Origin of the sequence: Kitasatospora sp. NPDC127060 (assembly GCF_042724935.1) — a bacterium.
In the GTDB taxonomy this organism is placed as follows: Bacteria; Actinomycetota; Actinomycetes; order Streptomycetales; family Streptomycetaceae; genus Kitasatospora.
On sequence record NZ_JBHXEG010000015.1, the window covers coordinates 87,299 to 109,098 of the forward strand.

14 protein-coding genes and 1 pseudogene are annotated in these 21,800 nt (G+C 73.5%); 9 read left to right on the forward strand and 6 right to left on the reverse strand.

Going from position 1 to position 21,800, the window contains the following annotated elements:
- The first annotated feature begins 122 nt into the window (after positions 1 to 122).
- The 3 genes from ACFWIS_RS11925 to rbsD all read left to right on the forward strand — a co-directional run bounded on the left by ACFWIS_RS11925 (position 123) and on the right by rbsD (position 3,473).
- Positions 123 to 2,078 carry a substrate-binding domain-containing protein gene (locus ACFWIS_RS11925; protein WP_380453916.1) on the forward strand — a complete coding sequence of 652 codons (1,956 nt, stop codon included), beginning with the start codon at positions 123 to 125 and terminating at the stop codon, positions 2,076 to 2,078.
- Positions 2,079 to 2,190: 112 nt separating this feature from the next.
- On the forward strand, positions 2,191 to 3,093 hold the full coding sequence (locus tag ACFWIS_RS11930) for a ribokinase (RefSeq protein ID WP_380462951.1): 903 nt from the start codon (positions 2,191 to 2,193) through the stop codon (positions 3,091 to 3,093).
- Positions 3,090 to 3,473: a D-ribose pyranase gene (gene rbsD / locus ACFWIS_RS11935; protein ID WP_380462953.1), complete on the forward strand. Its 384-nt coding sequence runs from the start codon at positions 3,090 to 3,092 to the stop codon at positions 3,471 to 3,473. The genes ACFWIS_RS11930 and rbsD overlap by 4 nt, the downstream gene beginning before the upstream one ends.
- Positions 3,474 to 3,527: 54 nt before the next feature.
- Here the strand turns inward: rbsD and ACFWIS_RS11940 are convergent.
- Positions 3,528 to 3,761 (reverse strand): annotated as a pseudogene (locus ACFWIS_RS11940) (MerR family transcriptional regulator); the annotation flags it as partial.
- A gap of 332 nt (positions 3,762 to 4,093) precedes the next feature.
- Here ACFWIS_RS11940 and ACFWIS_RS11945 point away from each other — a divergent pair.
- From ACFWIS_RS11945 to ACFWIS_RS11955, 3 genes are all read left to right on the forward strand, one after another.
- Positions 4,094 to 5,071, forward strand: a complete 978-nt coding sequence (locus tag ACFWIS_RS11945; RefSeq protein ID WP_380462955.1) for a RimK family alpha-L-glutamate ligase — start codon at positions 4,094 to 4,096, stop codon at positions 5,069 to 5,071.
- 118 nt (positions 5,072 to 5,189) lie between these two features.
- A complete protein-coding gene (locus ACFWIS_RS11950) occupies positions 5,190 to 8,657 on the forward strand; it encodes a hypothetical protein (protein WP_380462957.1) in 3,468 nt (1,155 codons plus the stop codon).
- Between the two features lie 205 nt (positions 8,658 to 8,862).
- On the forward strand, positions 8,863 to 10,425 hold the full coding sequence (locus tag ACFWIS_RS11955; RefSeq protein WP_380462959.1) for an FMN-binding glutamate synthase family protein: 1,563 nt from the start codon (positions 8,863 to 8,865) through the stop codon (positions 10,423 to 10,425).
- 113 nt (positions 10,426 to 10,538) lie between these two features.
- On the opposite strand, the gene galT is transcribed toward ACFWIS_RS11955, so the two are convergent.
- Positions 10,539 to 11,642: a galactose-1-phosphate uridylyltransferase gene (gene galT, locus ACFWIS_RS11960; RefSeq protein WP_380462961.1), complete on the reverse strand. Its 1,104-nt coding sequence runs from the start codon at positions 11,640 to 11,642 to the stop codon at positions 10,539 to 10,541.
- A 258-nt stretch (positions 11,643 to 11,900) separates the two neighbouring features.
- On the opposite strand from galT, the gene galK reads away from it, so the two are divergent.
- Positions 11,901 to 13,043, forward strand: a complete 1,143-nt coding sequence (gene galK, locus ACFWIS_RS11965) for a galactokinase (protein WP_380462963.1) — start codon at positions 11,901 to 11,903, stop codon at positions 13,041 to 13,043.
- Positions 13,044 to 13,123: 80 nt separating this feature from the next.
- Here the strand turns inward: galK and ACFWIS_RS11970 are convergent, their stop codons facing one another.
- From ACFWIS_RS11970 to ACFWIS_RS11985, 4 genes are all read right to left on the reverse strand, one after another.
- Positions 13,124 to 13,930: a DeoR/GlpR family DNA-binding transcription regulator gene (locus ACFWIS_RS11970; RefSeq protein WP_380462965.1), complete on the reverse strand. Its 807-nt coding sequence runs from the start codon at positions 13,928 to 13,930 to the stop codon at positions 13,124 to 13,126.
- 306 nt (positions 13,931 to 14,236) lie between these two features.
- Entirely contained in the window at positions 14,237 to 15,277 is a 1,041-nt protein-coding gene (locus ACFWIS_RS11975) for an ABC transporter permease (RefSeq protein ID WP_380462967.1), read from the reverse strand.
- Positions 15,274 to 16,923, reverse strand: coding sequence for a sugar ABC transporter ATP-binding protein (locus ACFWIS_RS11980; protein ID WP_380523831.1), 1,650 nt, complete (start codon positions 16,921 to 16,923; stop codon positions 15,274 to 15,276). The genes ACFWIS_RS11975 and ACFWIS_RS11980 overlap by 4 nt, the downstream gene beginning before the upstream one ends.
- A 195-nt stretch (positions 16,924 to 17,118) precedes the next feature.
- Complete coding sequence (locus tag ACFWIS_RS11985) at positions 17,119 to 18,168, reverse strand: substrate-binding domain-containing protein (protein ID WP_380461917.1); 1,050 nt, start codon at positions 18,166 to 18,168, stop codon at positions 17,119 to 17,121.
- Between the two features lie 418 nt (positions 18,169 to 18,586).
- Here ACFWIS_RS11985 and ACFWIS_RS11990 point away from each other — a divergent pair, with 418 nt between their 5' ends.
- Both ACFWIS_RS11990 and ACFWIS_RS11995 read left to right on the forward strand, forming a co-directional pair.
- On the forward strand, positions 18,587 to 19,156 hold the full coding sequence (locus ACFWIS_RS11990; RefSeq protein WP_380461916.1) for an RICIN domain-containing protein: 570 nt from the start codon (positions 18,587 to 18,589) through the stop codon (positions 19,154 to 19,156).
- 44 nt (positions 19,157 to 19,200) lie between these two features.
- Entirely contained in the window at positions 19,201 to 21,624 is a 2,424-nt protein-coding gene (locus tag ACFWIS_RS11995; RefSeq protein ID WP_380461915.1) for a ricin-type beta-trefoil lectin domain protein, read from the forward strand.
- The last annotated feature ends 176 nt before the right edge of the window (positions 21,625 to 21,800 follow it).

Sequence of the window (21,800 nt, forward strand, 5' to 3'; positions counted from 1 at the left end):
GGCCCAGGGCCGGGTCGCCGGCGAGCTCGCCGGCGACGAGGCCACCCAGGACGCCGTGATGTCCCTCGCCGTCTCCACCCCCACCACCGAGAAGACCGAGAAGACCCAGAAGGAGGCCAGCCGTGGCCACTGACACGCTCAAGAGCACGCCGGGCGCGACGGGCGCCGCCCCCGGCGGCCTGCGCCGGCTGCTCCTCGACAACGGCGCGCTGACCGCGCTGATCGGCCTGGTGATCGCCCTGTCGGCGCTCTCCGGGGACTTCCTGACCACCGACAACCTGCTCAACATCGGTGTCCAGGCCGCCGTCACGGCCATCCTGGCCTTCGGCGTGACCTTCGTGATCGTCTCGGCCGGCATCGATCTGTCGGTCGGGTCGGTGGCCGCGCTGTCGGCGACCGTGCTGGCCTGGGGCGCGACCCAGCACGGGGTGCCGGTGGTGCTCGCGGTGCTCCTCGGCCTCGCCACGGGTGTCGTCGCCGGGCTGGTGAACGGCTTCCTCATCGCCTACGGCAAGCTGCCGCCGTTCATCGCGACGCTGGCGATGCTGTCCGTGGGCCGTGGTCTCGCGCTGGTCATCTCACAGGGCTCGCCGATCGCCTTCCCGGACTCGGTCTCGCACCTCGGCGACACGCTCGGCGGCTGGCTGCCGGTGCCCGTCCTGGTCATGGTGGCGATGGGCCTGATCGCGGCCCTCGTCCTGAACCGGACGTACATCGGCCGCTCGATGTACGCCATCGGCGGCAACGAGGAGGCGGCCCGGCTGTCGGGGCTGCGGGTGTCGAAGCAGAAGCTCGCCATCTACGCCCTGTCCGGCCTGTTCGCGGCCGTCGCGGGCATCGTGCTGGCCTCCCGGCTGTCCTCGGCGCAGCCGCAGGCCGCCAGCGGCTACGAGCTGGACGCGATCGCGGCGGTCGTCATCGGCGGCGCCTCGCTCGCGGGCGGCACCGGCAAGGCCTCCGGCACGCTGATCGGCGCGCTGATCCTCGCGGTGCTCCGCAACGGCCTCAACCTGCTGTCCGTGTCGGCGTTCTGGCAGCAGGTGGTGATCGGTGTCGTCATCGCGCTGGCGGTGCTGCTGGACGCCGTGCGCCGCAAGGCCGGGGCGGCTCCGGTGGCCCCGGGCGGTGCTCCTGGTGGCAAGGGCAAGCAGGCGGTGACGTACGCACTCGCGGCCGTCGTGGCCGTGGCGGTGGTCGGCGCGACCTCCTTCCTGCACGGCGGGTCCTCGTCCGCCACGACCCCGCGCATGGGACTGTCGCTCTCCACCCTCAACAACCCCTTCTTCGTGCAGATCCGGGCCGGTGCCCAGGCGGAGGCGAAGAAGCTGGGCGTGGACCTGACCGTCACCGACGCCCAGAACGACGCCTCGCAGCAGGCCAACCAGCTGCAGAACTTCACCGGTTCGGGCCTCGGCGCGATCATCGTCAACCCGGTGGACTCGGACGCGGCGAGCAACGCGGTCCAGGCCGCCGGCAAGGCGAAGATCCCGGTCATCGCCGTCGACCGGGGCGTCAACAAGGCCGATGTGAACGCCTTGGTGGCGTCCGACAACGTGGCCGGCGGTGAGCTGGCCGCCAAGTCGATCGCCGAGAAGCTCGGTGGCAGCGGCAAGATCGTCATCCTCCAGGGCCAGGCGGGCACCTCGGCGGCCCGCGAGCGGGCGGCGGGCTTCGCCCAGGGCCTGCGGGCCTACCCCGGTATCGAGGTGGTGGCCGAGCAGCCCGCCGACTTCGACCGCACCAAGGGCCTCGACGTGATGTCCAACCTGCTCCAGGCCCACCCGGACGTCCAGGGCGTCATCGCCGCCAACGACGAGATGGCGCTCGGCGCGATCAAGGCGCTCGGTTCCAAGGCCGGCACGTCGGTCCAGGTCGTCGGCTTCGACGGCGTCCCGGACGGGCTGGCGGCGGTGAAGGACGGCACGCTGTACGCGTCGGTCGCCCAGCAGCCCTCGCAGCTGGGCAGGATCGCCGTGGACAACGCGCTGCAGGCCTTGCAGGGCAAGAAGGTCGAATCGATGGTGAAGGTGCCGGTGAAGGTGGTCACGCAGGACGACGTGGCCGGTTTCAGCGGCTGACGACGGGCGGCTCGGGCGGGCGGGTCGTCCACCCACGGTGCACATCGTGGGTGGACGACCCGCCCGCCCTGGGGCGGTTCAGCGCAATCACGGGGAACGAGGGAGTCAACTGATGTACGACTACGACCTGTTGGTCGTCGGATCGGCCAACGCCGACCTGGTGATCGACGTCGAGCGTCGGCCGGGCGCCGGTGAGACCGTGCTCGGCGGAGACCTCGCCGTCCACCCGGGCGGCAAGGGCGCCAACCAGGCGGTGGCCGCCGCCCGGCTCGGCGCGGACACGGCCCTGCTCGCGCGGGTCGGCGACGACGACCACGGCCGGCTGCTGCTGGACTCGCTGCGCTCGGCGGGCGTCGACACGACCGGCGTGCTGGTGGGCGGGGCGCCGACGGGCGTGGCGCTGATCACCGTCGACCCCGACGGGGACAACAGCATCGTGGTGTCCCCGGGCGCCAACGCCCGGCTCACCCCGGCGGACATCAGCGCGGCGGGCAGCCTGATCCGGGCCTCCCGGGTGGTGTCGGCGCAGCTGGAGATCCCGCTGGAGACGGTCGTGGCGGTGGTCCGGCAGCTGTCCCCGGACAGCCGCTTCGTCCTGAACCCGTCACCGCCGCAGCCGCTGCCCGCGGAGGTGCTGGCGGCCTGCGACCCGCTGATCGTCAACGAGCACGAGGCCCGGGTGATCCTCGGCGACGCCTGTGTGAGCGAGGAGCCCGAGGACTGGGCCGAGCTGCTGCTGGCCGAGGGGCCGCGCTCGGTGGTGGTGACGCTGGGCGCGGAGGGCGCACTGGTCCGTGACCCGTCCGGGGTGACGCGGGTGGCGTCGGTGAAGGTGGACGCGGTGGACACCACGGGCGCGGGCGACGCCTTCACCGCCGCGCTGGGCTGGAAGCTGGGCGCGGGTGCCTCACCGACCGAGGCGGCCGGGTACGCGGCCCGGGTCGGCGCGGCCGCCGTGACGAGGCGGGGCGCCCAGGAGTCGTACCCGACGGCGGAGGAGGTCGAAGCGCAGTGAAGAAGGCAGGGATCCTCAACCGTCATCTGGCCGGTGCCATAGCGGAGTTGGGGCACGGCGACGGAGTGCTGGTGTGCGACGCCGGCATGCCCGTCCCGGCCGGGCCGCGTCTGGTGGACCTGGCGTTCCGGGCCGGGGTGCCATCGTTCGCGGAGGTGCTGGACGGACTGCTGGCCGAGCTGGTGGTCGAGGGCGCCACGGCCGCGGAGGAGCTGTGCGGTCCCAACCGGGCCCTGCTGGACGGCCACTTCCCGGGCCTGGAGCTGGTCCCGCACGAGCGGCTGAAGGAACTCTCGGGGGGAGCCCGGCTGGTGGTCCGCACGGGGGAGGCGCGGCCGTACGCCAATGTGCTGCTGCGGTGCGGGGTGTTCTTCCAGTGACCTGAGTCGGAGGTCCGCCGGCCCCGGCCTGCGGATCTCCGACTCGGCTCACCGCGGAACGCCACGACGCACCATGGCCACCGATTGGGGGTTGGCGTCCAGGCCACCGAAGGCGTCGTCCACGAAGTCGCTGATGACACGTCGGCGTTCATCGTCGGAGAGCTTGGCGAGGGTGTGCATCAGGTCCGTCTCCTCAGGGGTGGAGCCCCGCTTGACTACCGCTCGCAGCACCGCACGCCACAGTCGCAGGGTGCGGATCCGCACCTCCAGGGCAGCATGTCGCCGTGCATGCCCCTCACCCTCGTGCCTCCCCTTGGTGGAGACTCAGGCTCCGCCGCTCACGGCTTCCCTGGTTCGACGTCAACTTGGTGACCGGCCAGCCATCTTGTCGTGGGATGGCTGGTCCCCACCGTGTCGCCGGTGTCCGCGCGGGTAGGGATCGACCGGAGTCGGTCGAGGCGTTGGAGGGAAGGGCACTGGGTCGCGCGGCGAATCGGCCCTGGACGACACCGGCCTGGACCCCGCACCGTCAGGACGACCCGCACCGTCAGGACGACCCGCACCGCCGAGACGGCCGCCGCCGCCATCGCCCGCCAGCCGAGCACCCAGGAGCGACCGCCGTGCCCACGACTCCCCACCCCCGCGGTACCGACAGCGAGCGCCGCATCGTGGTCCTCACCGACCACGGCTCCGACGAGGGCAGCAGCCCCGTCCTCGAAGCCGCCGTCAAACAGCTCACCGGCACCTCCGCGATACCCCTCGACGCGCGCCAGTTCATGTCCGGCGGCGCCGGCCGCGCCGAGGTCCGCCACGGCCGCCTCACCTTGCACCTCCCCGAGGACGGCCTGAGTCTCACGCCCGACACCGTGATCGTCTACGAGATACCCCCGGCCGACCGCCACCGCTTCGAGGACTTCCAACGTGTCCTCGCCCGCAGCGGCACCGCCCGCCTGGGCGCCGCCGACAGTGCCGCCTGGCGCAACGCCACCGACAAGAGCCGCACCGTCGAACGCTTCGCCCGCCACGGCGTCCCGCACGCCCCGACCACCACCCTGCACGCGCCGGACCAGGACTCCGCGCTCGCCGCGTTCGACCGCCTGGGCGGAGACGTGTGGACCCGGCCCGCCACCGGACTGGGCGGCAACGACGTGTTCCACGCCACCACCACCGCCCAGCTCCTCGCCGCCCGCGACCGCTACGCCGCCACCGGCCAGAAGTGGCAACTCTCCCGGGACGCCCGCAACTTCGATGCCCGGGGCCGTCGGCATCAGCTGCGCGTCGTCGTGCTGGGCGAGCGCGTCCTGCGGGTGTGCGAGCACGTGCAACCCGCGCTCGACGAGCCGTGCAACGAGGCACGCGGCGCACGCTCCACCGTGCTGCCGCCCGGGGAACTGCCGCGCCGGCTCGCCGACCTGGCCATCGCGGCGACCCGTGCGCTGGGACTGTCCTTCGGCGGCGTCGACCTCGCGGTCGAGGACGGCGGATGCGTCTTCGAGGTCAACGTCCACCCGGCGATCAGCGGCCCGGGCGCGCTGGAGGGCGTCGCGCTGCCCGTGGTCCAGGCCCACCTCACAGGGCACCCGTCACCGCACCCGTGACCCCCGGCCCCGGCCCCGCGGCCGGACGAGCGCACACCGGCCCGCCGCCCCTCCCGCCCCTCCCGGCCGCCCGAAAACCGTACGACGGCGGAGCCGGTGGCCCTGTTGAATGGCGCGCATGTCCAACGCACCGCAGAGTCCCGCCGAAGCCGTCGACCTCCTCCTCGCCGAGCTCGATCCGCTCGCCCACCCGGCCCGGATGCGGCGGCTCGCCGCCTGGACCAAGGAGCTGTGCCACGGCGACGGGCCGGAGCGCCTCGGCCCGCTGCTGACGGAGCTGGACACGCGCGGGTCCTACGGCCGAGGGCTGGCCGGGGTCGCCGCGACGGTCGCCCGCGACGCCGCGTTCATCGCCGCACGGCTCACCGATCCCGACCCGACGGTCAGCCGCCAGGCGCTGAAGGCCGCGCTCCACCTGCCGGTCGCGGACGAGGCGTTGGCCGCGGCGCTGGCCGACGCACCCGCCGTCCTGCGCCACCGGCTCACCGCCTTGATCGTGGCCCGCGGGCGCACCGCGCTGGCGGAGCGGCTGCTGGGCTCCTTCCGGCAGTCATGGGGGGACGCGGCGGCCGCCCGCCTGCTGCCGGGCTGCGGGCCCGAGACCGTGGCCAGGCTCCTACCCGAACTCTTCCTGGCCTTCGCGAACTGGCACAACCTGGCCCGCCGCCACCCCGACCTGCTGCTGGACGAAGTGGCCCGCCAGCTCGCCGAGTTGCCCGAGCCGGCCCGCGACACCTGGTGGTACCGCAACGGTGACGCCCTGACCGCTGTGGCCGGGAAGCGGCCGGAGCGGGTGCTGGAGCTGCTGGAACAGCACTGCCCCACCCGGTTGCCGCAGCCGGTGCTGGAGTGCCTGGGCCGGTTGCTGACCGCCGCGCCCGGCCGGACCATCCGGCTGATCACCCTGCCCGAACGGGCCGCCACCGCGTCGATCTCCCGCAGCGCGCTGACCCGGGCCGCCCGGCTCGACCCGCCCGAGCTGGCGGACCTGGGCCGGGCGTGGAGCACCGCCCCGCGGTGGCTCGCCCAGCTGCTGCGCGCCCTGCCACCGTCCCGGCGCGAGGCGTTCTACGACCACGCCACCGCCGGCCGGGAGCTGGGCCACAGCGACCTGTCCGAGGCCGTGCTCGACGCGCTGCCCCGGCGACGGGCACAGGCCGAGGCCCGGCGGATGGCCGCGCAGGCCACCGAGCGCGGCGCCGCGTGGTCCGTGGTGCTGGCCCACGCCGCCCATCTGCCGGTGGCCGAGGCCCGGCCGCTGCTGCTCGCCGCGACCCGCAGGCCCGCCGCGGAGGACCGGGCGCTGGCCTACCCGCTGCTGGTGCGCAACGCCGCCCGCTCGGGCGAGGCGGCTGCGGTCGGCGAACTGCTCGACGAGCTGTTGCGGCTGCGCAACGAGCAGGATCCGGTCCGCTCCCCCGCCCTGGTCGCGCTGGCCGCCGTCCCGCCCGCGCTCTTCACCGGCGCGGCGGCCGACGCCCTCGGCCGGATCGTCACCGATGCCGTCGAGGCCCGGGACACCTCCTGGCCCACCCGCCAGGCCCTCTCCCGGCTGGCCCTCGCCGTACTGCGCGAGCACGCGGTGAGCGGCGAACAGCCGCTGCTGGGCTGGGCCCTGGACACCCTGCGGCAGCTCTCCGGGGCGCTCGGCAGTGTGCCGCTGGGCCGGCTGGACACCGTGCTGCGGCACGGCCAGGAGGTCCAGGTCTTCGAGGCGCTGCGGCCGTGGCTGGCGGCCGGCGCGGACAAGGTCGACCACACGCTGACCTTCACGCTGGCCGGGGCGCTGGGCCGTCGGGCCCACCACCTGCCCGAACTGCAGGAACTCCTCTGGGAGGCGATCCGGTTCGGCGACAACGCGACCGTCAGCCGGGCCGTCGGCTACTGGCTCGCCGACCCCGCGCACCGGGGCGAGCGGGTGGCACGGGTACTGGAACTGGAGCCGTCGGCCGCCGTCCTGGGGCCCGTGCTGGCCGTACTGGCCCGCCGGCGAACCGACCTGCTGGACACCGTGCTCGCCGACACCCCGCCGTACGGGCGCTTCCTGGCCGCCGGATCGCACTGGCTGCCGCCGGTCGACGGGATCGAGTGCTGGGTGCCCAGGCAGCGCGCGGCCGCGGCCCGCCTGCTGGCCAGGGCGACGGACGACGCCTCGCTGCCCACCCACGTACGCACCGGGCACCTGCGCGCCATGGTGGCGGTCCCCGAGCTCGGCTTCGCCGCCGCCCGCGACTACGCCGCCGCCCCGGACACCGTGCTCGCCGAGGCCGCGCTCGGAGCCCTGGTCTGGACGGACCGGCCCGCCGAGGCGCTGCCGTTGCTGCTGGCGCAGGCCGGCAACGACCGGGCGCGGGTGGCACTGTACGCGGCCGGGCGGGCAGCCGGGTTCGTCGCGCCCTCTCGGCTGGCACCCGTGCTGCGGGCGGCCCTGCTGCCCGGTCCGGACGGCCCCGCCGGGACGGCGGCGCCCAGCCGGGAGTCGACCGCCGGGAGCGGGGCGACCACCGGGAGCGGGGTGAAGGTCACCAGTCGCAAGGAACTGGTCCGGCTGGCCGCCCGCCTGCTGCCGGTGGAGACCGCCCTCGCGCTCCTCACCGAGGTGCACGACCTGCCCGGGCAACACCGCGACGTGCGGGCGGCCGCCGTGGCCGCGGCCGTCGGCCTGCTCCCCGCGCCCGCGGCCTGGCGGATGCTCGACGGTGCCGCGGCGGGCCCGCCCGTGGCCCGGTCCGCGGTACTGCGCACCCGGCCGCTGGACCTGCCCGCCGCCGACCGCCCCCGCTACGCCGCCCTGGTGAGCCGGGTGGCGAGCGGTGACGACCCGGAGACCGCCCGGACCGCGCTCGACCTGCTGGCCGCCTGGGCACCCTGGTACCCCGCGGCGGAGGACCTCCTGCTGGCGCGCACCGTCGACCTCGCCGACCGCGCCTCCTGGCGGTCCTCCGCGAGCGGCCTCGTGGCCATGGCCACCGGCGGTACCGGCCGACGGCTCACCGAGGCCCTCGCCCGGCTGCTGGCGATCGAGGCCGGGGTCGGCGGCACCGAGGGGGACGGGCCGGACGCGACGGCCGACCGCGACCGGCCGGCCCGGCAGCGGATCGACTTCCTGGTGGCCCGGCTCCGGGCCGGCACGGGTGACCGCCCTACCGCGGCCGCCGTGGCGGCGGCCCGGGAGGCGGCCGAACTCCTAGCCCCGGCACCCGATTTCGTCTCCCACGCCATCCAACTCCGGACCGCCACCCTGGACCTCGACGCACCGCGTGACCGCCTGCTCGCCGAGCTCGACGGACTGGCCGCCCTGCACGCCGACCGCCCGATCCTGGCCGCCCGCACGGCCGAGGCCCTGCACGCCCGGCTCAACGCCGCCCGCCGCCCCGGCGACCCCGCAGTCCTGCGGCACGCCGTCGACCGGCTCGCCGCCCACGGCGGCTGCCCGCACGGCCTGTTCGCGGTCGGCCTCACCCACGCCCTCGGCCCGCGCACCGGATGGCAGCCACAGTGGCGAGCCGCCCTCCGTGCGCTCCGACGGCACCCGCGAGCGGACGTCCGAGAGGCCGCGCTGGCGGTGCGGACGGCGGCGGAGTAGCACCGCGGCCACCGGCCCCTGTCCTGAACCGCCCCCTGGGCGCGGGCCGGTCGGGGAGGCCTCTTACGATCGGTCCGCATTCTTCGACGGACGCCGAAGCCGGACCGGCCGGGCGCCCGCCACCGTTCCACGTCCTGCACCACCCGACGCACGACGCGACGGCTCCACCGACGGCGATGGAGTCGTGCACCGAGGAGGAATCTCCATGCAAGCCCGGAAGATCGGCGCGGCCGCCGCGACTGCGGTGGCGCTTCTGGCTGCCCGCGACCTCATCCAGAAGAAGCACGCGCTGCTCCGGAACTTCCCGGTGCTCGGCCACGCCCGGTACCTGTTGGAGACGATCGGGCCCGAGCTGCGGCAGTACATCGTGACCTCCAACGAGGAGGAGCGTCCCTTCAGCCGCGACCAGCGCAGCTGGATCTACGCGTCGGCGAAGGAGCAGAACAACTACTTCGGGTTCGGCACCGAGGTCGACGTCGAGCACGTCCAGGGGCACGCCTACGTCAAGCAGCGCACCTTCGCCGACGCGCTGCCCGACCTCCACGACCCGCAGTCCCCGCTGCCCTCGGCCAAGGTGCTGGGCGGGCCGCGCGGCCGGGCCAAGGCGTTCCGCCCGGCGAGCGTGGTGAACATCTCGGCGATGAGCTTCGGCTCGCTCTCCGGCGCCGCGATCACGGCGCTCAACAAGGGCGCGGCGGAGGCCGGCGCGATGCACAACACCGGTGAGGGCGGCCTCTCCCCGTACCACCGCCAGGGCGGTGACCTCGTGCTCCAGCTCGGCACCGCCTACTTCGGCTGCCGCAACGAGGACGGCAGCTTCAACCTCGCCAAGCTCAAGGACGTGGTCGCCGGCGCGCCCGTCAAGGCGATAGAGATCAAGCTCTCCCAGGGCGCCAAGCCCGGGTTGGGCGGCATGCTGCCGGGCGCGAAGGTCACCCCGGAGATCGCCGCGATCCGCGGCATCCCGGTCGGCCAGGACTGCGCCTCACCGTCCCGGCACACGGCGTTCGGCGACGTCGACTCGATGCTGGACTTCGTCGAACTGATCGCCGCCGAGACCGGCCTGCCGGTCGGCGTCAAGAGCGCGGTCGGCGACATGGGCTTCTGGCAGGAGCTGGCCGCGCTGATGGAGCGCGGCGACCGCGGCGTCGACTTCGTGACCGTCGACGGCGGCGAGGGCGGCACCGGCGCCGCCCCGCGGATGTTCGCCGACTCGGTGTCCCTGCCGTTCCGGATGGGCTTCTCCCGGGTCTACGGCACCTTCGCCGAACTGGGCCTGACCGACGACCTGACCTTCATCGGCTCCGGCAAGCTGGGCCTGCCCGAGAACGCCGCGGTCGCCTTCGCGCTCGGCGCCGACATGATCAACGTGGCCCGCGAGGCCATGCTGTCCATCGGCTGCATCCAGGCCCAGAAGTGCCACACCGACAAGTGCCCGACCGGCATCGCCACCCAGAACCAGTGGCTGGCCCGCGGCCTGGACCCGGCGTCCAAGTCCACCCGCGCCGCGGTCTACCTGCGCACCCTGCGCAAGGAACTGCTCAAGGTCTCCTCGGCCGTCGGCGTCGCCCACCCGTCGCTCATCACGGCCGACGACATCGAGATCATGAACGGCGACTACGAGGCCCGCACCCTGGCCGGCGTCTACGGCTACAAGGCCGGCTGGGGCGAACTCGGCCCCGACCTCGCCAAGGAGATCACCGCCCTGGTCACCGCCGAGCCCTCTGCCAAGCCCTCCGCCAAGCGCACCGCCACGCCGTCCGTCTGACCCGACGCGGCGCCGGGCAACGGGGTCTCCCCCTCGTACGGTGGCCTCCCACCCCCTGCCGGGGCGGGAGGCCACCGTCGTGTCCGGGCCCACCGTCGTGTCCGGGCCCGGCGTCAGGCCGGCCCGGCGGCGCGCAGCCGCTCGGCGGCGGCCTCCGGACTGACGTCGGTGACGAAGGCGTCGAGCCCGGACTCCACGCCCGCCAGGTACTTGAGCTTGCCGGGCGCCCGCCGGATGGTGAACAGCTCCAGGTGGAGGGCGAGTTCGGCGCCACTGTCCTTCGGTGCCTGGTGCCAGGCCGCGATGTACGGGGTGCGGTTGGGCGCCCCGCCGGGCCCGGCGGGGAACAGGGCGTCGAAGCGGCGCAGCAGGTCGAGGTAGAGGCCGGGGAACTCGGCGCGCTCGGCCTCGTCGAGCGCGGTCAGGTCGGGGACCCGGCGGTGGGGGTAGAGGTGGACCTCGTACGGCCAGCGGGCGGCGAACGGGACGAAGGCGGTCCAGTGTTCGCCCTGGAGGACCAGCCGCTCGGGGGTGTTCCGTTCGGTGGCGAGCAGGTCCTCGAAGAGGTTGCGGCCGGTGCGGGCCCGGTGCGCCTCGGCCCGGGTGATCATCCGGGCGGTGCGGGAGGGGATGAACGGGAAGGCGTAGATCTGCCCGTGCGGGTGGGCGAGGGTGACCCCGATCTCCTCGCCGCGGTTCTCGAAGCAGTACACCTGCTGTACGCCGGGCAGGGCGGACAGCTCGGCCGTGCGGTCGGTCCAGGCGTCCAGGACGAGGCGGGCCCGCGGTTCGTCGAGGTCTGCGAAGGAGGCGTCGTGGTCGGAGGTGAAGCAGACCACCTCGCAGCGGCCGTTGCCGGGCCGGAGGGTGTGCAGGGGTTCGTCCCGGGCCGCGACGTGGTCGGCGGAGCCGGTGGCGAGCGAGGGGAAGCGGTTCTCGAACACCGCGACCTCGTAGTCCGGCGCGGGGATCTCGCTGAGCCGTCCGTCGCGCGAGGGGCACAGCGGGCACTCGCCGGCCGGCGGGTGGTAGGTGCGCTGCTGGCGGTGCGCGGCCACCGTCACCCACTCGCCGAGCACCGGGTCGAGCCGGGTCTCGGAGAGGCTCGCGGTGGGTTCGAGCGGCCGCTCGTCCGGGACCTCGCGGAGCGCACCCGGCCCCTGGTCGAAGTAGACCAGTTCGCGGCCGTCGGCCAGCTTGGTGGCGGTTCTGTGCACCGCTGTACTCCTTTAGCGCGTGGGACGTCGGCCCGGCAGATTCGAGCTTCAACAGATTCAAACAGAGACGATCGCTTGTCAACAAGCATCTCTGCTGGTGATACCGCTTCCGGCCGTCTGCTCGACGCAAATGAACACGGACACCAGCAGATATTGACCCTGGGGGCAGTCATGTTTGATTATGTCGGAATTCGCTACCCGCGTGCCGGTGCAGGCCGACGGCGGGAACCACCGCGCACCCCAGGCATGGAGTTGCAGATGATCGACGAGGCCACCGAGTTCGAGGCCGTCCACGGTGTACGCCCGAGCGGCACCTGGGCCGCCCCCGGCCGGGTGAACCTGATCGGTGAACACACCGACTACAACCACGGCTTCGTCCTTCCCATCGCCCTCCCCCACACCACCCGGGTCACCGCCCGCCGCCGTGAGGACGGCCGGCTGCGCCTGTTCAGCGCCCAGGGCGGGGGCACCATCACCGACCTCGCGCTCGACGGCCTGGCGCCCGGCGTGGTCACCAGCTGGGCCGGCTACCCGGCCGGCGTGTTCTGGGCACTCTCCGAGGCCGGGCACACGGTCGGCGGGGCCGACCTGTTCTTCGCCAGCGACGTGCCGAGCGGAGCCGGCCTCTCCTCCTCCGCCGCCCTGGAGTGCGCGACCGCCGCCGCCCTGAACGACCTGTACGGCCTCGGCCTGAGCGCGCCGGAGCTCGCCGTGCTCGCCCAGCGGGCCGAGAACGCCTTCGTCGGCGTGCCCTGCGGCGTGATGGACCAGATGGCCTCCTCCTGCTGCACGGACGGCACAGCGCTGTTCCTGGACACCCGGACGCTGGAGCAGCGGCACGTCCCGTTCGACCTGGCGGCGGCGGACCTACGGCTGCTGGTGATCGACACCCGGGTCAAGCACGACCTCGGCGACGGTGCCTACGCCGCCCTGCGGACCGGCTGCGAGCGCGCCGCCGAGCTGCTCGGCCTGCCCGCGCTGCGCGACCTCGCGGCCGCCGACCTGGGCCCGGCCCTGGACCGGCTGCCCGGTGAACTCCGGCCGCTGGTACGGCACGTGGTGACGGAGAACGGGCGCGTGCTGGAGACCGTCGACCACCTGGACCGCGGCGACCTCGCCGCGCTCGGCCCGATCCTGACGGCCGGACACGCCTCGCTGCGCGACGACTTCCGGGTCTCCTGCGCCGAGACGGACCTCGCGGTCGAGGCCGCCGTCGCCGCCGGGGCGCTGGGCGCCCGGATGACCGGCGGCGGGTTCGGCGGGTCCGTCATCGCCCTGGTCGGGGCCGCACGGGTGGCGGAGGTCTCGGCGTCGGTGACGGCGGCCTTCCGTACCGCGGGCTTCGCCGAGCCGGTCAGCTTCACCGCCGTTCCCTCGGCCGGCGCCCGCAAGGTGGGCTGACCGGACGGTGTGCTGCCGGACGGTGGGCTGACCACGAGGAGGCGGGCCAACCGCCCCGGGCGCCGCCGGGAGCGAAGGGCTCAGCCGGCGGCCGGGACGACCAGGAGCTCGCCGACCGCCTCGGCGAGCACCCCGCGGGCCGCCGCGGGCAGGGCGTCGTCGGTGATGAAGCAGTCGACCTCCGCCAGGGTCGCGAAGCTGCTCAGGCCGACGACGCCCCATTTGGTGTGGTCGGCGACCACGACGGTGCGGCGGGCGGAGGCGATCAGGGCCCGATTGGTCTGCGCCTCGGCCAGGTTCGGCGTGGTGAGACCGGCCTGCTCGCTCGCCCCGTGCACGCCCAGGATCAGCAGGTCCACGTGCAGCGAACGGATGGTCTGGTCGGCCAGCGCCCCCACCAGGGCCGCCGAGCGGGTCGGCGACCCGCCGGTCAGCAGCAGGGTCGGGACGCTCTCCCGCCCTTCGCTCCCCGCCGCCCACAGCAGGTCGGCGATCCGCAGCGAGTTGGTCACCACCGTCAGCTCCGGGACCTCCAGCAGCCGGGAGGCGACCGCGTAGGTCGTGGTGCCGGCCGACAGGGCCACCACGCTGCCCGGCTCCACGAGTTGGACCGCGGCGTCCGCGAGCGCGGCCTTGGTGCCCTCCTCCAGGGCGGACTTGGCGTCGAAGCCGGGCTCGAAGGTGCTGGCCGTCCCGGTCGCCACCGCGCCGCCGTGGACCTTCTCCACGGTGCCCTGGCGCACCAGCGCGTCGAGGTCCCGGCGGATGGTCATGTCGGACACGCCGAACTGCTCGACCAGTTCGGCGACCCGGATCGCGCCGGTCCGGCGGATCGCCTCCAGGATCAGCGCCTGGCGCTGGGCGGCGAGCAACGTCTGGTCAGCCACGGAGGACCTTTCGATCGAACGAGCGCGTACGGCCGGGGCGTCCCCGTCGGCGACCGGCGACGCGGCCGGAGCCTGCGTGATCCATTATCCCTGCCCCGGACGGGCCCCGGGCCCGAACCCCTGGGACCACAGGATCGCAGGACCGCCGGGCCACAGGACCGCCGGGGAGGTGGAGGCGCGGGAGCGCACCCGTGTGGGGGCCGGGTGCGCTCCCGGTCCCCGGCCCGCGGGACCGCGGCGACGGAGAGTCCGTCCGGTCCCGCGGGAGCACGAGGGTGCGGGGGCGCAGGAGGGTGCGGGTCGGCGTCAGGCCGGCAGGCCGACCGCGCGTTCCCGGTTGCGGCGCTGCTGGATGACCACCGCGGCCACCAGCAGGGCTCCCTGGGCGACGTTCTGCCAGAAGGCGTTGATGCCCTGGACGGTGAGGCCGTTCTGCAGCGCGCCGAGCAGCGCCACCGCCAGCAGGGTGCCGCCGATGCTGCCCTTGCCGCCCTTGAGGGCGCAGCCGCCGAGCGCGGCCGCGGTGATCGACTGGAGCTCCAGGCCCTCGCTGCCGGAGACGGGCTGGCCGCTGCCGGTGCGGGCGGTGAGCAGCACGCCGGCCAGGGCTGCGACGGTGCCGGAGAGGGCGTAGGCGGCGATCAGGTACTTGTTGAGGTTGATGCCGGCCAACCGGGCGGCGGTGTCGTTGCCGCCGATGGCGTAGATGTTGCGGCCGATGTCGGTGTACGTCAGCAGGGCGTGCACGGCGACTGCGGTGAGGATCAGCAGCCAGACCATGGTGGGCAGGCCGGCGATCTTGCCCCGGCTGAGGAAGACGAAGACCGGGTCGTTGAGCACGTAGCCCTGGGCGCGGCCGTCCGAGACGAGCTGGGCGACGCCCTTGTAGGCGGCCAGTCCGGCGAGGGTGGCGATGGTCGGGTTGACCCGGCCGTAGATGATGACGACGCCGTTGAACAGGCCGATGCCCGCGCCGATGGCGAGCGAGGCGCCGATGCCGAGGTACGGGTTGGCGCCGGTGGAGGTGAAGACCATGGCGCTGGTGACGGAGGCCAGGCCGGCCTGGGAGCCGACCGAGATGTCGAGGCCGCCGCAGATGATCACGACGGTCTGGACGACGGCCAGCAGGCCGGAGATGGTGGCGGCCTCGGCGATGACCTGGATGTTGTCCCAGCCGACGAAGTTGGGGTTGAGCGTGCCGAACAGGGCGACGACGGCGATCAGGGCGCCGATCAGGCTGAGGTTCTGACCGCCGATCGCGGCGAGCACGGCACGCGGGCCGCCGGACCGCGAGGGCAGGGCTCCGGCGTCCGGCGCCGGGGCGGTCGGGGGGGTGGCGGTGGTCATCGGGTCTCTCCGGTCTGGGCGGGGGTGGTGGCGGCGGCACGGTGGTCGGCCGTGGCGAGGTGGTCGGCGGTGTCGAGCCGGTCGGCGGAGCCGAGGTCGTCGGCCGTGGAGAGGTCGTCGGCCATGGCGAGGGCCAGGACGGCCTCCTCCGTCGCCTGTTCACGGGTGAGCTCGCCGGTGGTGCGGCCGTTCTGCATCACCACGATCCGGTCGGCGAGGCCGAGCACTTCGGGCAGTTCCGAGGAGATGACCAGGACGGCGGTGCCCTCGCGGGCGAGGTCGGCGATGATCTGGTAGATCTCGGCCTTGGCGCCGATGTCGACGCCGCGGGTGGGTTCGTCGAGGATCAGCAGCTCGGGCCGGCGGGCGAGCCAGCGGGCCAGGACGACCTTCTGCTGGTTGCCGCCGGACAGGGTGCGCACCTCCGCCTCGATGGAGGGGGCGCGGACCCGCAGCCGGTCGGCGTACTCCTGGGCGAGGGCCTTCTCCTGGCGGTGCTTGACGAACCGCCACCGGCTGAGGCGGCCCAGGCTGACCAGCGAGGTGTTGTCGCGGATCGTGCGCTGCAGGAACAGCGCCTGGGCCTTGCGCTCCTCGGGCGCCAGTCCGATGCCGGCGGCGATGGCGTCGCGCGGGCTGCGCAGGCGCAGCACCTCGCCGTTGAGGGCCACCGTGCCGGAGTGGATCGGGGCGTCGCCGGCCAGGGCGAGGGCGAGTTCGGAGCGTCCGGCGCCGATCAGACCGGCCAGGGCGACGACCTCGCCGGCCCGGACCTGGAGGCTGACGTTCCGTACGTCGTCGGTGGTGACGTCGGCGACGTCCAGGACGACGCGGTCGGTGGCGACCTGCTGGCGGACGAACAGCGAGGACAGGTCGCGGCCGACCATCAGCCGGACGAGTTCGCTCTCGTCGGTGGCGGCGGCCTGGACCACCCCGGCGACCCGGCCGTCGCGCAGCACGGCGATGCGGTCGGCGAGCTGGAAGATCTCCTTCATCCGGTGGGAGACGTAGATGACCGCGATGCCCTCGTCGCGCAGCCGTCCGATCAGCGCGAACAGGGCCTCGACCTCGTGCTCGGAGAGCGAGGAGGTCGGCTCGTCGAAGGCGATCGCGCGCGGCGCGACAGCGCCGGTCAGGGCCCGCATGATCTCGACCAACTGGCGTTGGGCAGCCGTTAGTTCGGAGCCGAGGAGGTCCGGGTCGAGGACCTTGTCGAAGCCGAGGCGGGCCAGGTCGGCGGTGATCCGGCGGCGCAGTTCGGCGCGGTCCAGGCGGCGCAGGGCGGTGCGCGGCAGCGAGCCGGCGTACACGTTCTCGGCGACCGGGACGTGCGGGATGATCTCGGGTTCCTGCGGGATGATCCGGATCCCCGCGCGGCGGGCGTCCTGCGGGGAGTGCAGGTCCAGCGGCCGGCCGTCCAGCAGGACGCGCCCCTCGGTGGGCCGGTGGTCGCCGGTGAGGATGCGCAGCAGGGTGGACTTGCCGGCGCCGTTCTCGCCCATCAGCGCGGTGACCTGGCCGGGCGGGAAGAAGAGCGTGACGTCCGTCAGCGCCTGGACGGCGCCGAAGCGTTTGGACACCGCTTCGGCGCTCAGGCCGGCGGAGCCGCCCGGTGGCGGGAAGGGCGAGGGTTCGGGTGGGGTCATCGGGGCCTCGTTGGCAGTGCGGTACGGGCGGAGGTGCGGACGGGCCGCGGAAGCGGCAGCTACGGCTACGGCTACGGCTACGCGACGGCGACGGCGACGGCGACGACGACGGGTGCGGCGGCCGTGCGGCGGAACCCGGTGGCCCCGCCGCACGGCCGGCCCGAACTGGCGTCGGGCGCACCGTCGAACGCGGTGTCAGCTGCAGGACACTCCCGCGGACTGCCAGGTGGCGGCGTCGACCATCTTGGTCGGGGCGAAGGCCTCCTTGGGGAAGTCCTTGCCGTTCTTGAGCTTGTCGTACATGGTCTGCACCGACAGGGCGCCGACGTCCTTGCCGTTGATGAACAGCGCGGCCTTCATGCCGGAGGGCTTGCCGGCGGCCCAGTCCTTGCAGGCCAGGTAGGCGCCCAGGCCGACGCCGTCGATGTCGTCCGGGCTGATCCCGGCGTTCTGGAGGGCGGTGACGGAGCCCTGGACGTTCTCGTCGTTGCAGCCCCAGGTCACCCAGTGCTTGACGCCCGGGTTGGCGGTGATGGTGGCGGCCACCTTGTCCTGCGCGCCGGTCGGGGTGTTGTCGGTGGCGACGTCGATGGTCTGCACGCCCGGCACGCTCTGGTCGAAGGCGGCCTTGGCGGCCTTGACCCGGTCGCCGCAGACGGTGACGTCCTGCTTCCAGGCGGAGATGATCCGGGTGTCGGCGGCGTTCCAGCCGGCCTTCTTGAACTCCTCGGCGGCGCGCTGGCCGACCTGCTGGCCCATCTGCTGGCCGGAGAAGCCGATCCGGGGCACCAGGTCGCCGGCCGCGCAGTTGGCCGGGTCGGGGCCGCTCGCGCAGACCTGGTCGTCGGAGGTGAGCAGCGCGGCCTTGGCGTCCCGGGCGGTCTGGACCACCTGCGGGCCGACCGCCGGATCCGGCACCACGATGATCAGGCCGTTGCTCTTCTGGGCGATCGCGGCCTGCACCTCGCCGACCGTCTTGTTGGCGTCGCTGCCGAGGTTGACCACCTTCAGGTCGGCGCCCAGTTCGGCGGCCTTGGCCTTGGCCCCGGCCGCCTCGTCCACGAAGTACTGCTGGTCGCCCTGCTTCTGCAGGTAGGTGATCGAGACCTTGCCGGACACCGTGGCCACCGGCGCGTCGGCCCCGGAGGAGGAGGTCTGTCCGGTGGAACAGGCCGTCAGGCCGACGGAGGTGACCAGGCTCAGCGCGGCGAGCGGGGCCAGGCGACCACGGAGGGTGAGGTGCATGCTGAAAGGCTCCTGAGGGTGTCGGACAGATCGGCCAGTAACAACAGAACCGATCAGAAAACATCGCAATCAAACGCGATGAGCCAACAGGAAACGCCCAGTTCAGAGCTGAGTCAAGCTCAGGTTTGCCATCCGGGCCGTTTCGACACCGTCTCGTTATGTCTCGATCGACCCGAGCGCCCCGACCCCCCTACTGGCCGGTAAGGAAGCGCCCCGATAGCGTCAGGTATCGCCGATAGGACGTCAATAGCAGGTGGCGGGACGGTTCCGGTGGCACGCTCGGCTGCGGACCCCCGGAGCTTCGGCCAGGGGCGTCCGATCGTGTGCGGCGGGTCGTGGCGGCGGGACGGGCACAGGAACGACGGCGGAGCAAAGGCGTTGAATCTTGCTGGACCAAGTTGTTGATTAGTGTTGGAAGTTGGGTCTACGCTCCTGCCCGGCGTCCCGGCATGTACCCGCCACCGCGCTCGACGACACCGCTCCGCCGACCTCGCACCCGAGTCCTGCCGGACCCCCACCGCCAGAGCCGCCAGACAGGAGCAGTCATGAGCAGATCCCCCCCGACCGTTACGCAGAGGGCTCGCCGCCGCGGCGGCCCTCGCCCCGGGCGTCGCGACAGCCGTCGCGGGCGCCCCGGCCGACACCGTGCTCGCCGGCGGCAGCTACCCCGGCACCTGGCACCTGGCACCACCTCACCCTGGCCGTGCAGGGCCAGACCATCACCGCCTCCATCGACCACAACCAAGTCGCCTCGGTCACCGACGCCGCCCACCACACCGGTCAGCCCGGCCTGGGCGTCGGCGGCTTCGAGCACGTCGACTTCGCCAACACCACCGTCACCCCGCTCGCCGCGCCGCCCACCCGGACCGTCGTCTCCGCCAACAGCGCCAAGTGCCTCGACGTGACCGGCGCTTCCACGACCGACGGCGCCCAGGCCATCCAATGGACCTGCGGCACCGGCGCCAACCAGCGCTGGACCGTCGCGTAGCACGACCGTCCCACCCACCCGTCCCCCACCCCTCGGAGACCTCCATGGGCCGCACACACCTGCCCTCGAAACTCCGCTCCGCCCTCGGCGCCGCAGCCCTGCTGCTGGGCGCCCTCGGCGGCCTGGCCGCGCCCCCCGCCGCCCAGGCCGCCGGCCCTGCCACCCCCGCCCCGACCACCGCCATCACCGTCGACGGCACCCACCCGGGCCTCGCCTTCGACGGGGTCGGCGCGATCTCCGGCGGCGGCGGCAACTCCCGGCTGCTGGTGGACTATCCGGAGCCGCAGCGCAGCCAGCTCCTGGACTACCTGTTCAAGCCCGGCTACGGCGCCTCGCTGCAGGTGCTCAAGCTGGAGATCGGCGGCGACACCAACTCCACCGACGGCGCCGAGCCCAGCATCGAACACACCAAGGGCACCGTCGACTGCAACCAGGGCTACGAATGGTGGCTCGCCGAGCAGGCCATGGCCCGCAACCCGAAGATCACCTTCTACGGCCTGAGCTGGGGCGCCCCCGGCTGGATCGGCAACACCGGCAGCGGCGGCAACTTCTGGTCCCAGGACACCGTCGGCTACCTGATGGACTGGATGGGCTGCGCCGCCCAGCACCACCTGAACGTCTCCTACCTCGGCGGCTGGAACGAACGCGGCTTCAACGCCACCTGGTACGAGAACCTCAAGTCCGCGCTGGTGTCGCACGGTTACGGCTCCACCAAGGTCGTCGCCGCCGACGACTCCTGGGCCGTGGCCGACGCCATGGCCACCGACCCGGCGTTCAAGAACGCCGTCGACGTCGTCGGCGTGCACTACCCCTGCGGGTACATGAGCAACTTCACCAGCTGCCCCAGCACCCCCACCGCCCAGGGGCTCGGCAAGCCGCTGTGGGCCAGCGAGAACGGCTCCGAGGACGCCGACGGCGGCGCCGGCGCGGTCGCGCGCGGGATCAACCGCGACTACCTCGACGGCCGGATGACCTCCTTCATCAACTGGCCGGTCATCGCCGCGCTCTACCCCAACCTGTTCTTCTCCAGCGACGGCATGTCGATCGCCAACCAGCCGTGGTCCGGCCACTACACGATCGGCAAGACCACCTGGGTCACCGCGCACACCACCCAGTTCACCCAGCCCGGCTGGCACTACATCGACTCCGCCGGCGGCTACCTGGGCGGCGCGCGCACCAACGGCAGCTACGTCACGCTCAAGTCGACGAACAACCGCGACTACAGCACCGTCATCGAGACCATGGACGCCACCGCGCCCCAGACCGCGAGCTTCACCGTCACCGGCGGCCTGTCCACCGGCGCCGTGCACGTCTGGTCCACCGACCTGAACTCCACCGACCCGTCCCAGTGGTTCGTCCACAGCCAGGACGTCACCCCGCACAGCGGCGCCTTCACCCTCACCCTCCAGCCCGGCCACGCCTACACCGTGACCACCACCACCGGCCAGGGCAAGGGCACCGCCACCCCGCCGGCCGCCGCCCCGATGAGCCTGCCCTACGCGGACGACTTCGAGACCCCGGCCACCACCACGTCGCCGAAGTACTTCGCCGACATGAACGGCGCCTTCCAGACCGTCCCGTGCGGCGGCGGCCGCGCCGGCAGTTGCCTGCGCCAGATGACGCCGACCACGCCGATCCGCTGGACCGACGAGCCGTACAACGCCCCCTACACGATCATGGGCGACGGCAGCTGGTCCAACTACACCGTCTCCGCCGACACCCTGTTCGAGCAGTCGGGCAGCGTCGAGCTGCTCGGCCGGGTCAACCAGCAGGGCCGCAACAACAACGGCCTCAACGCCTACCACCTGCGGTTCAGCGACACCGGCGCCTGGTCCATCGACAAGAGCGACACCAGCTGGCACTTCACCACCCTCGCGAGCGGCACCGTCACGGCGCCGGGCACCGGCCGCTGGCACACCGTCGCGCTGTCCATGCAGGGCACCACCCTCACCGCCGGCATCGACGGCGTCGCGGTGGGCAGCGCCACCGACGCGAGCTTCACCAACGGACAGGCCGGCCTCGGGGTGACGGGCTACCAGACCGACCAGTTCGACCGCTTCGGCCTCACCCCCGGCACGCCGACCACCCACACCGGCCCGATCGCCTCCGCCCTGCCCGGCAAGTGCGTCGACGACAACGGCGATTCCGCCGCCAACGGCACCGCCGTCCAGCTCTGGGACTGCACCGGCGGCAGCTCCCAGGTGTGGACCTGGTCCAACAGCACCCTCACCCACGACGGCAAGTGCCTCGACGTGACCGGCGCCGCCACCCTCAACGGCACCCAGGTCGAACTGTGGGACTGCAACGCCGGCCCCAACCAGCAGTGGACGCCCCAGTCCGACGGCACCCTGAAGAGCACCCAGTCCGGCCGCTGCCTGGACGACCCGGGCCTCGCCACCGCCAACGGCACCCGCCTGGAGATCTGGGACTGCAACGCCGGCGCCAACCAGCGCTGGACCCTGCCGTAGGGCGTATCTGACGATTCCCGCCGTCCACGAAGTGGCCGGGGCCCCGGGGGGGGAAACCCCCGGGGGCCCGCCGCCGGAGCCCCCGGGGCCACGTTTGGGCAACCCCGCCGTAGGCCCCCCCTCGGGCCGGGGGCGGGCCCCCCGGGCCCGGGCGGCGGGGGGGGGGAGGCCCCCAC